12 protein-coding genes and 1 other RNA gene are annotated in these 11,745 nt (G+C 26.3%); all 13 read right to left on the bottom strand.

From position 1 onward, the window contains the following. Position 1: 1 nt before the first annotated feature. Entirely contained in the window at positions 2-952 is a 951-nt protein-coding gene (locus D2845_RS01470) for an energy-coupling factor transporter transmembrane component T family protein (RefSeq protein ID WP_002880836.1), read from the bottom strand. Next, on the bottom strand, positions 945-1,985 hold the full coding sequence (locus D2845_RS01465; protein WP_197712583.1) for an ATP-binding cassette domain-containing protein: 1,041 nt from the start codon (positions 1,983-1,985) through the stop codon (positions 945-947). The genes D2845_RS01470 and D2845_RS01465 overlap by 8 nt, the downstream gene beginning before the upstream one ends. Next, positions 1,964-2,773, bottom strand: a complete 810-nt coding sequence (locus tag D2845_RS01460; RefSeq protein WP_002880839.1) for an energy-coupling factor transporter ATPase — start codon at positions 2,771-2,773, stop codon at positions 1,964-1,966. The genes D2845_RS01465 and D2845_RS01460 overlap by 22 nt, the downstream gene beginning before the upstream one ends. 204 nt (positions 2,774-2,977) lie before the next feature. Next, complete coding sequence (gene hpt, locus D2845_RS01455) at positions 2,978-3,532, bottom strand: hypoxanthine phosphoribosyltransferase (RefSeq protein WP_110858252.1); 555 nt, start codon at positions 3,530-3,532, stop codon at positions 2,978-2,980. Further along, positions 3,502-4,173 carry a deoxynucleoside kinase gene (locus D2845_RS01450; RefSeq protein WP_110858251.1) on the bottom strand — a complete coding sequence of 224 codons (672 nt, stop codon included), beginning with the start codon at positions 4,171-4,173 and terminating at the stop codon, positions 3,502-3,504. Before D2845_RS01450 ends, hpt begins: the two co-directional genes overlap by 31 nt. Before the next feature lie 112 nt (positions 4,174-4,285). After that, positions 4,286-5,155, bottom strand: coding sequence for a bifunctional 5,10-methylenetetrahydrofolate dehydrogenase/5,10-methenyltetrahydrofolate cyclohydrolase (locus D2845_RS01445; RefSeq protein ID WP_110858250.1), 870 nt, complete (start codon positions 5,153-5,155; stop codon positions 4,286-4,288). 1 nt (position 5,156) lies between these two features. Next, positions 5,157-5,333: a DUF2188 domain-containing protein gene (locus D2845_RS01440; RefSeq protein ID WP_110858249.1), complete on the bottom strand. Its 177-nt coding sequence runs from the start codon at positions 5,331-5,333 to the stop codon at positions 5,157-5,159. A 209-nt stretch (positions 5,334-5,542) separates the two neighbouring features. Further along, positions 5,543-5,927: a transfer-messenger RNA gene (ssrA, locus tag D2845_RS01435) on the bottom strand. A gap of 7 nt (positions 5,928-5,934) precedes the next feature. Further along, a complete protein-coding gene (gene smpB / locus D2845_RS01430; protein WP_002880855.1) occupies positions 5,935-6,366 on the bottom strand; it encodes an SsrA-binding protein SmpB in 432 nt (143 codons plus the stop codon). 29 nt (positions 6,367-6,395) lie between these two features. Continuing rightward, the gene (rnr, locus tag D2845_RS01425) at positions 6,396-8,534 is read right to left on the bottom strand and encodes a ribonuclease R (protein WP_110858248.1); all 2,139 of its coding nucleotides are present in this window, start codon (positions 8,532-8,534) and stop codon (positions 6,396-6,398) included. Between the two features lie 8 nt (positions 8,535-8,542). After that, a complete protein-coding gene (gene secG, locus D2845_RS06235) occupies positions 8,543-8,779 on the bottom strand; it encodes a preprotein translocase subunit SecG (RefSeq protein WP_002880860.1) in 237 nt (78 codons plus the stop codon). Positions 8,780-8,802: 23 nt separating this feature from the next. Further along, positions 8,803-10,476 carry an aspartate--tRNA ligase gene (aspS, locus tag D2845_RS06230; protein ID WP_110858247.1) on the bottom strand — a complete coding sequence of 558 codons (1,674 nt, stop codon included), beginning with the start codon at positions 10,474-10,476 and terminating at the stop codon, positions 8,803-8,805. Continuing rightward, entirely contained in the window at positions 10,477-11,736 is a 1,260-nt protein-coding gene (gene hisS / locus D2845_RS01410; protein ID WP_110858246.1) for a histidine--tRNA ligase, read from the bottom strand. Between the last annotated feature and the right edge of the window lie 9 nt (positions 11,737-11,745).

The raw sequence follows: 11,745 nt of genomic DNA, 5'->3' as shown, positions 1-11,745 counted from the left end.
TCTATACTTTTTGAAATGTTGCAATTCATCATGAAGGTAAGGGGATTTTATTAATTAAAGAAATAATAACAAGCAAAGTAAAAGCTAATAAAATAAGTGTTGCTAAAAGATCTTTTCAGTTTGGAATAAGTTGACGATAATGTGTTCTTTTTGAATAAGGTTCATATCCTCTTGAAGTCATTGCATCTGCTAAATCATTTGCTTTATTGAATGATGAAACAAATAAAGGAATTAATAACACAATAAAAGCTCTTATTTTATCTTTAAAATTTCCATTTTTAAAATCAACACCCCGACTTGATTGTGCTTTCATGATCCGACCTGATTCTTCCATTAGTGTTGGAATGAATCTTAAGGCAATTGAAATAATCATCGTAATAATTTCAGTTGGAATTTTAATTAGTTTTAGAGGGTATAATAAATCATTAATAGCTTTAGTTAACAAAATTGGTTTTGTTGAAACTGTTAAAATTGTTGTAATTAAAATCACGCCATAGATTCTTAGAAAAATTGCAAATGTTCGATGAATTGAAAAAAGGTTTAATTGAAAAACATAATTTACATCATTTTTTGGAGCAAAATAAACAACATTAATAAACAATTTTCCCCGGTGAATGATATATGCATCAGGCCGAAGATCCGAGGGAAGAGGCACATAGTTGTGAGCATCATAATACATCACTGCCCCTTTGACAGTAAGCATATTTATTATTAATAAAAAAATTGCAATATATAAAGGAAGTTTTAATTTTTTAAACACTGATTTAATTGATTTTGTTGTAATGCAATACAAAACCATACTAAATAAGATCAAAATTCCTAATGTAATATAATGTGGCGAAATAAAAAAAAGTACAATAAATAAAATATTTGCAAGAAATTTTAGTCTTGGATCCAATTTATGAATTGGTGTATCAAGATTGATATATCTTCCAATAATTGTTTTACTCATGTTGATTACCTTTTTTTTGTTTTTTAATTTGTTTATTTATCTCTTCTGCAAGTTCTTCAATATTTGTTACTTTTGCAATTTTAAAACCACATTCTTTTAATCTATCAACATAAGATAATAGTCTTGTTGGTATTAAATCATTTTCAATTAATAATTGATTATTGCTTAATATCTCATATGTATTGCCATCTTGAATAATTTTTCCATCTTTGACAAATAGCGTTCGATTTGTTCATTTTAAAGCATTATCAAGATCATGGGTCACAATAATGATTGTTGTCCCATTTTTATATAAGTCATGAAATAATTGCAGCATTTCTTCAACGCCTTGTGGATCTAAACCGGCTGTTGGTTCATCAAGAACTAAAAATTTTGGTTCCATTGCCAAGATTCCAGCTAAAGCAACTCTTCTTTTTTGCCCTCCTGATAAATTAAAGGGACTTCTTTGTAAATAATCAAGTGGTAATCCGACCATTTGAATGTATTTAGCTGCTAATTCTTTGGCCTTATCTTTTTTAATCCCCATTGAAATAGCACCAAAAATAATATCTTTTTCAATTGTTGATTCAAAGAGTTGATACTCAGCAAACTGAAAAACAACACCAACTTGTTTTCTTAATGCCTTAATGTTTTTAATTCTTTTTTTTGTTTTGACAATATTGATGTCAGTATAAACAATTTCTACTCTTTCTTTTTTATTTAGATTTTTGTAATCTTCTAGTTTTTTTAAATATAAATCATACTGCGCATTAAAATCTTCAATGTTATCAAAATTTTTTTGCTTTGGTTTTTTTGGTTTTTTAATTTTTTTTGTAATCGGAATATTTAAAAAATTTAATGAACCAGTATCTGGAAGCAACAAAGCATTAAAATGTTCAATTAAAGTTGTTTTACCTGATCCAGTTGGGCCAATAATTGAAATTGCTTCACCTTCTTTAATTTGAACTGAAACATTATCCAAAACTTTAATATAGGTTGGGAAACCTTTGTTGTATTCTTTTGTAATATTGTTTACTTTAATTTCAATTTGCATAAAGTCTCCAATAGCTTATTTGGATCATAAGTTGGTTCAATCCCATTAAGCATTTCACTTAGTTTATAAATAAACGGTGAATCAATTTTGGCAATTTCAATAATTTTTTTATCATTTAAAATTTCAATTGGCTTTCCCTGCGCAACAACATTGCCGTTTGAAAAAACAATTAGTTTATCAGCCAATAAAGCTTCATCCATATCATGGGTGATTGAAATTATTGTTTTATTAGTTGTTTGATGAAGATTATGAATAATTTTATAAATATCATTTCTTCCCCGTGGATCTAACATTGATGTGATTTCGTCAAGAAGAATAATTTTTGGATTTAGTGCTAAAGTTGAAGCAATTGCAACTCTTTGTTTTTGCCCTCCTGATAAATTTTGGGGTTCATGTTCCAAAAATTTAAGCATCCCAACTTCCTTGGCATATTTTTTAATTATTGCTTCCATCTCATTATGTTCAATTTGCTTATTTTCCAGACCAAAAGCAATGTCATCTTCAACTGTTGAACCAATGAATTGATTATCAGGATTTTGATAAACAATTCCAATAAGTTTTCTTATTTGCGTTAAATTTTCGGAATTTATTTCTAAACCATCGATGATGATTTTTCCAGATGTTGCTTTATAAATTGCTGCAAGTAACTTTGAAAATGTGCTTTTTCCTGAACCATTGTGACCTAAAATTGCAACATATTGACCATCTTCAATCGTCAAGTTGATATTATCAAGTGCAAGTTTTTTTGAACCAGGATATTTATAACTAAGATTCTTAATTTCAATCATAAAAATAATTATATTAGTTTTCATAATATATTTTAAAAAAGTTGATTATAAACTAAGATGGAATTTAAATATTCAAAAGAAGCAATCTTTTTTAAAAAAATAGATCTTTTAAATTTAATTGAAATTAAATTATTAAAATAAAAAAACTCTTTTAACCAAACAAAAATGATTAAAAAAGTTTTTTATTCTACTATTTAAGAAATTTTAAGATGTTTTTTTGATTGTTCCAATATATGGGAATTGGCGCATTTTTTCTTCTAAATCAAAACCAAAACCAACAACGAAGTCATCTTCTTCTTCAATTAAAAAACCAAATTTATCAGGTTCAAATTCAACAACTCGACCACTTGGTTTATTTAGGAGTGTAATAACTCTTAGCGACTTTGGATTTCTTGATTTTAAGATTGAAACAGTTTTGGATATTGTTCGCCCGGTGTCAACAATGTCTTCAACTAATAAAACATCTTTACCTTCGATATTTGTAACTAAATCTAAAATTATTTTGACATTACCTGAAGATTTTAGGGTTCCATCATATGAACTAGCAATCATAAAATCAGTAATTAAATCAATATTGATATTTTTAATTAATTGGGCATAGAAAGGAAGGCAACCCTTAAGAAGTCCAACAACAATTAACTCAGAAGAATTTGCGTATGTTTGATTTACTCAATTACTTAATTCATAAATTTTTTTCTCTAGTTCTTCTTTGGTAAAAAGAATTTTATCTATTCTTGGATCAATTGCCTCATTTGGCATAGTTTTTCCTCTTCATCAATAATTTTTATTACTTGTTTAAACACATCTTCTTCACTTAATTCATCAGTCTCAATTGTTTTAAAATTAAGTTGAAAACGATCTGCTAATGTTTTAAACATTTTATAATAATTTTCATGTAAATTTTTAAAATATTCGAAATTTAGATCTCAGTTTTCAATTTCTTCTTTGCGACCCCGTTCAAAAATTCGTTTTTTAAAAGTATTAAAATTAATGTTTAAAAATATCACTAATTCAGGAAGCTCTTCTTTGGTGATTAATTTTGAAAATAACGCATCATAAGCTTCAAGATATTTTTTATTTTTTTGCTCCAAAATTATTTTTGCAAAAATATAATGCTCAACCGAAAAACGATCCAAAAATAAATGTCGGTCCTTATTTTCTTTTGTTTGTAATTCTTTGAAGATATTTGCAAATTTATCAGAGTGATTTTCAATAATATAACTTTGAAATCCGATTGTCAAATTTGGTCTTTTTTCATATAATCATTTTAAAAATGTATTAAAAACTTCATCATTATCATCAAATTCATGCAAAATCATTGAATTTGGGTAATGTTGGTTTAATTTTTTTGCTAACGAACTTTTTCCAGCCGCAATCATGCCACTAATTCCTATTACCATAATCTAAATTTCCTTTCAATATTAAAAAAGTGTTAATTTATTTTACTAGAAAAATAATTATAAAAAAAATTTTCTTATCTTTTTTAGGATAAGAAAAAATGAGAAATAAAAACTAAGAAATTATTTTTTTATAAATTTGAGTTTTATTTTGCAAATCATAAGCTTTGATTAAATTTAGGATTAAACCAATGATTGTCATTGGTCCAACACCTCCTGGAACAGGGGTTAAAAAAGCAATATTTTCTTTAATTTTATTAATATCCACATCACCAACAATTTTACCACTTTCTAGGCGGTGAATTCCCACATCAATGATAATTACATTGTTTTTTAGGGGGATGTTATCCAAACAACCTCGATTACCAGTTGCAACAACAATTAAATCGTTGTAATGTAAATCATTTTTTGGCGTATTAAGATCATATCTTCTAACTTTGGCACCAATTTGTTCAAAATAATTTGCAAGCGGTTTGCCAACAATTTTGCTTTGTCCAATGACACCAATATTCATTTTTACAAAATCAATTTTATATTCATTTAATAAACAAATAATTCCCAGGGCAGTTGCGGGCAAAAATGATTTGGGATTTGAAACAAAATTTGTGTTTTGGTTATGCTTTGTTAAGCCATCAATATCTTTTTGCTTTTTTATTTTGTTTAAAATTTGGTCAAGATTTTTTATTTTTGTTGTTTGAATTGGAAGTTGAATAATGAATCCTGTTGTTTGTCTATTTAAAATTTTTATTGCAGAAATAATTGCTTTTTTTTGCGCATCCTGGGGTAATTTAATAAATTTGGTTTTTATTCCTAAGCTGTGCGCGATGTTTAATTTATGTTTGATATAGAGGTTTGATTCCTCTAAATTTCCAACTTGCAAAATTCCAAGAATTGGTAATTTTTCTTGGGGAATGTTATTTATTGTTAATTGAATTTTTTTTTGAATTTTTTCTTTAGTTTTTTTACCATCTAAAATGATTGTCATATTATGCTTTTCTAAAAGAACCCACTTTACTTTGGACATTAATTGATGTTGTGTCTTTTAATGATTTGGCATATTCCATTGCTTCTTTTTGGGTTTTGAAAACTCTAAGTGCTTTTTTGCCTTTTGGGTTTTTAACAGCCCAACCATCTGGGTGATTAATTACTAGTCTTACAGCCATATAATTTTATTTTTCTCCTTAAGTTTAATTCAAAATTAAATATAGTTACATTACATTATATAATGTAATCAAAATTTTATTAGATAATATGAATTTAATTGCTTAAAAAACCAAAAAACCAATGCCCAATAAAAATTTTGCATTGGTTTTTATTTTAAAAAAATGCTATACGATTAAGTTTTATTTTTTTGGTGTTTTTATTTAACAAATGGTGGAGATGCGGGGAATTGAACCCCGGTCCAAACACCCTTATGTTTTATTTCTACAGTTTAGTTAATTTTTTTTAAAAACTTATTAATTAAAAACTAACAAAAAAAATAATAAGTTTCAGCTATCAATGTCGTTTAGTTATTAACTGAATTTCACTAAACCAAAAAGCCCTCACAACAAAATTTTATAACGGGCCATCATAAAATTTCGACCAATTACTAATTAAGCGTAAACTGGGTTTGCTTGATTCAACATCACGTTTGTCATGTAGAATTCTTTTTGTTTTTTTTCTAAGTTTGCATTTAAAAAGCCTAGAAAGTATTATGGTTTACAAGACCACTGCCACAAAAACACTTAGATGCCTGTCGATGCCATTACATCCCCAAAAAAATTAATATTGGTTTTTTAAGGCTTTTTTTAGTTCTTCTTTTTTAATTTTTTCACGTTTGTCATATTTCTTTAGTTTTTTAGCTAAAGCAATTTCTAATTTAATGTAATTATTGCTTCAGTATATGCTAAGTGGAATAATGATTAGTGATAAACGATCAAGATTATTTTTTATTTTTAAAATTTCATTTTTATGCATTAATAATTTTCTTGAGCGATCTAATTCACCTTTTACTAGCATATATTGTGAAATATGCATGTTGTTAAGCCAAATTTCATTTTTTTTGCTAATTGTACAAAATGCATTATCTAACTTTGCATTTTTTGCGCGCAAACTTTTTACTTCTCAACCTAATAGTGAAATGCCAGCTTCATATGTGCTATGAATCTGATAATCAGATTTTGCAAATTTGTTTTTTACAATTAATTTTGGCATAACTAAAATTATAAATGAATAAAAAAACACTAACACAATTTAGCATTAATGTTTCCTTTAATTCTTTCAATTCCAAGAATTTGAATTTTGTACTCTTTGCCAACCTTGAAATGATATTTTTTTCCTTTAGCTTCAAAATTTGAAATTTTTTTAATTTCATCATCAAGTTCATCAAAATGAATTAAAACACTTGTTTGGTATTGATAAATATTTAAAAAAACTCCGAATTTTTCAATTGATATCAATGTTGCATTAAAAATTTTATTTTTTAATTCTTCAAAAAATTCAGCTTTTCTTATATCAACAATATCTCTTTCAACACTCATTGCAATTTTTTCACTTTCAGAATTTAATTGCGCTATTTCTTCAATTTTTGTGTTTAATTGCTTAAATTCATCTTCACTAAATTCCTTGTTTGTAAATAGATATTTTTTAATTAAACGATGCAATAAAAGATCGGGATATCTTCTTATTGGTGATGTAAAATGTGAATAAAATTTTGAAGCAAGTCCAAAATGACCAATATTTTTTGAGGAATATATTGCTTTTTGCATTGTTTTTAAGAGTGCGCTTTTCATATATTCATCAAGTTTTCTTGTTTTAATTTTTTCCACCATTTTTGCAAAACTTAAGGGTTCACCATCAAAAGGAACAGCAATATCTTTTAAGTTTGCAAATTTAATTAATTCTTGTAATTCAAGTAATTTTTCATCCGAAGGTTTATCATGAATACGATAAATTGATGGAATTTTTTTCGCATGCATCATTGCAGCAATTGTTTCATTGGCACGAACCATGAAATCCTCAATCATGTTCTCACTTTCACCCTCTTCACGTAATTTAATATCAATTACTTTATTATCTTGAATAATAATTTTTGGTTCTTTTATTTCAAAATTTACATAACCTTCTAATAATTTATTTTTTCTTATGATGGATGAAATGCTTCGTGAAGAATCTAAAATATTTTTAATTTCATTTGGTAAATTGATTTTGTTATTAAAATAATCATTAACTTCATTGTATGTTAAACGATAGTTAGAATTAATAACACTTTCATAAATTTTTGTGTCAACATTTTTTCCTTGTGAATCAATTTCAAGTTCAAGCGTAATCGTGCACCGATCAACATGTGGATTAAGCGAACAAATCCCATTTGATAATTCAAAAGGTAACATTGGAATTACTTTGTCAGGCAAATAAATTGATGTCCCTCTTCTTAGTGCTTCTTTATCAATTTCATCATTTTCTTCCACATAATATGAAACATCAGCAATATGAATAAATAGTTTTGTATTTTTATTTGCTAATGTATAACAAGAAATTGCATCATCAAAATCTTTTGTATCGAGTCCATCAATTGTTACAGTTAATAAATTTCTTAGATCATGCCGCTTTTTAATTTCATTTTCTGAAACACTTTGTGGTAATTTTTTTGCTTTTTCTAAAACTTCAGTTGGAAAATTAAGTTCAATTTCATTTTCAGAAAAAATCTTTTTAAATGGATAATCAAAATTATCAACCCGATCAAGAATTTTTTTGAATTTGATGGCAACAAATTTATTATTTGGTTCTAAAATCTCTACTTCAACAAGATCTTTTTCAGTAATATTTTTAGGAATATGAATGTAATTAATGATTTCAAAATTAGCTTTATCTTTATCATTAATTGCTTCAAATACAAAATGATTTTTTAAATTTTTAGTAATAATTCCAGTAATAATATTTTTTTTATGTTCAATTAATTTAGTTATTTTTGCTTTGTATAGAATTTCATTTTTTTCATTATAGTAATAAAAAATTTTTGCTTCAACAAGATCACCATTTAAAAGATTTCTTATTTGAAAGGGAAATAAAATTGCAGCTTTATTTTTTTTATGATCACTTTCTTCTAGATCAATAAAACCAAGTCTTTTATTGGTGATTGCAATTGGTTTTTTGACAGTTTTCAAATAAAAAATTGGAAGATACTTTTGCTCACGATTTATTTCAATTTTTTCTTCATCAATCAATTGCTTTAAAAAAATTGATAGTTGCGAATTTAATGTTGGTTGAATTTTTAATTTTTTAACAATCTCTAAAAAACTTGACCCCAAATGATTATTTTGAATGAATTTAAGAATTTCTTCTTTGTTTAGATTATCAATATTTTTATTTTCGTATTTCATTTATTCCTTTATTGTAAAACAACACGTAAGATAATTGCAAAAATAAAAATTAAAATTCCTAATAAAATCATCGATCATTTTAGAACTTTTTTAATGCCCCGTTCTTTTGAAATTTTAAATAGATCTAAATCACTACTTCCAACCAAAGCCCCACTAAAACTGTTTGAATCTGGGGCCATCATAAATGAAATTCCAATTACTCCTAATGAAAATATTAAAAGCATAATAACTAAAAATCAAGTCATATCTATATTATATAATTACTCCTTTATTTTTTTATTTCTAGATGATATTCTAGTAGTTGTTCAGATGTTATTTCTGATGGGGCTGATGTTAATAAATCAGTTCCCTTAGCATTTTTAGGGAAAGCAATTACATCCCGAATTGATGAAGATTTTGTGAGAATCATTAAAAGTCTTTCAATTCCAAATGCAATCCCACAATGTGGCGGCAAACCATATTCAAATGATTTTAGAAAGAAACCAAATCTTGATTTTTGTTCTTTTTCAGAGATTTCTAAAATATCAAACATTATTTTTTGTGTTTCCAAATCAAAGATTCGGATTGAACCTGAACCTAATTCAAAACCATTTAGAACTAAATCATAAGATTTGGCCTTAACTTTTTCAAATTCCTTTGTTTCTAAATATTTCAAGGTATTTTCTTCAAATTGCGTAAAAGGATGATGAGCTGGAACATATTTTTTTTCTTCTTTGTTATATTCAAACATCGGTCAATTTACTATCCATAAAAAGTTTAGTTGTTCAGGGTTTGCTAATTGATATAGTTCATTTAATAATGTTCGAATTGCTCCAAGTGCTTTAAGGGTGCTTTCTTCATCATTTCCAGCTGCAATTAAGGCATATGATTGTTTGAATGAAGTTGCTTCTTTTGTTTTTGCTAAGTTTGTTCCCACATGACATGTTGCACAGCTTAGATCAAGAACTTCAAAAAATTCACCACCGTTTTTATAAAAAATTTCTTCAATCAATTTGATATTTTTATTTACATCGCGATCAAAAATAATTGCCTTAACATATTCTTTTCCAAATAAAGTTTTAAATTGATTTGAATAATCTTTGATTAAAAACTCATATCTTGTATCTGGCTTATCAGTTCCATAATTTTTTAGCGCAAATTCAAAATCCATTCTTGGAAATTTTGGTGCAATTTGAAAACCTAATTTACCTAGTGTTTCAACTCATAATTCCTCACAAAGTAAGAAAATATCTTCTTGGTTTGCAAATGACATTTCAAGGTCTAATTGTGTAAATTCAGGTTGGCGGTCTTTTCTTAAATCTTCATCCCGAAAAACACGAGCTAATTGAAAGTATTTTTCAACCCCCCCTGCCATTAGTAATTGTTTAAATAATTGCGGAGATTGTGGTAAAGCAAAAAATTTACCCTTTTTTCTTGTTGGAACTAAATAATCTCTCGCTCCTTCGGGTGTAGATTTTGCTAAAATAGGTGTTTCAATCTCAACAAAATTCTTTTTATCAAAAAAATTTCTTATGTGTAGCGCTAGTTTGTGTCTGATTTTTAAGTTGTTTAAAACTTTTTCATTTCGTAAGTCTAAAAAACGATATTCCAAACGAAGATCTTCATTGGCTGAGTTTAATTTATCATCATTGATTTCAAAAGGAATTTGTTTAGCATGGTTTAGAATTTTATATTCTGAAACTAAAATTTCAATTTCACCTGATTTAAGTTGATTATTTGTTTCAATTCTTTTTAAAACTTTACCTTTTACAAACAAACATGTTTCCTTTGTTAAAAGTGGATCAGAAATATTATTAAAAACTAATTGAATGATACCACTTGAGTCTCGTAAGTCAACAAACATTTGATTTTTAAATTTTCTTTTATTTGCAATTCAGCCAAAAAGCTCAATTTCTTTGTTTAAATCATTGATATTTAAATTTGAGCAATAATTTGTTTTCATTTATAGCAATTCCTTTATTTTCTTTTTAAAATCATCAATATTTTTATATTCAAAAACAACTTCTTTTTTCATTGTTTTGATTTTAATCTCATTTCCCCTTGCATTTAATTCTTTAAAAATTAAGATTTTGGGTTTTAATTGATAATTTTTTTTGAATAATTTTGTAACATCAATTTTTTCATTGATTAATTCAACTTTAAATTCTTGCCGTAAATCATAAGCAATTTCTAAAATTGAATTAAATTCATTTTCATTTAAATAAGCGATTAAAATTTCTAAATCATTTTCAAGATTTTTATATTTATCAAAATTAAATGCAATTATTTCAGCAATCCGATCAACGCCAAAGGCAAATCCAATTGAGTCAATATTTGGTCCGCCAAAAGATTGAATCATACCATCATATCTACCCCCACCCAAAATGGTAGATTTTGTTCCTAGTGCTTTAGATGTTGATACAAATTCAAAAACAATATCATTATAATAATCAAGACCACGAACTAGATATGGATTTAATGTGTATTTAATTTTAAATTTATCTAAAAAATTAAGTAATGATTCAAAATCATGCTTTTCTTTATTTGTTAAAAAATCAATTAATTTTGGTGCATTTTTGACAAAATCTTTTTCACTTTCATCTTTGTCATCAAGAATTCTTAGCACATTTTTTTCAAGACGCAATTTTGAAATTTCATTCAATTGGTTTTGATATGTTAAGAAATATTTTTTTAATTCAGCAATGTAATTATTTCTTGTTTCAAATGATCCTAAATTATTAATTTCTAAAACAAACTCATCAATTTTTAATTCTTTCAAAAAATCATGTGCAAGTTTAATAATTTCAAAATTTGCTAAAACAGATTTTTTTTCAATTAATTCAATACCACCTTGAATGAATTGTCTATAACGACCTTTTTGTGGTCTTTCATACCGAAACATTGGTCCAAAATAATAAAATTTTGAATTTGTTAAATTATTAATTTTGTTTTCAACAAAAGCTCGAATTACTGAAGCAGTCCCTTCGGGACGCAAACTGATTGTACGATTACCATTATCTTTAAAAACATACATTTCTTTTGTAACAATATCACTAGTTTCCCCAGTTGCCCGAACAAAAAGATTATAATCTTCAATAATTGGTGTTTCAATAAATTCAAAGTTATATCTTAGACTTACTTTTTCAAAACTTTGGCGAATAAAATTTAAAATTTTTGCTTCTTGACCAAAAATATCTTTTGTTCCCTTTAATTTATTGAACATATTTGCACC

This window comes from Metamycoplasma alkalescens, from assembly GCF_900476125.1.
Taxonomy (GTDB): Bacteria; Bacillota_I; Bacilli_A; order Mycoplasmatales; family Metamycoplasmataceae; genus Metamycoplasma; species Metamycoplasma alkalescens.
The sequence above is the reverse complement of the archived record's forward strand: the minus strand, read 5'-3'. Positions and strand labels throughout refer to the sequence as shown.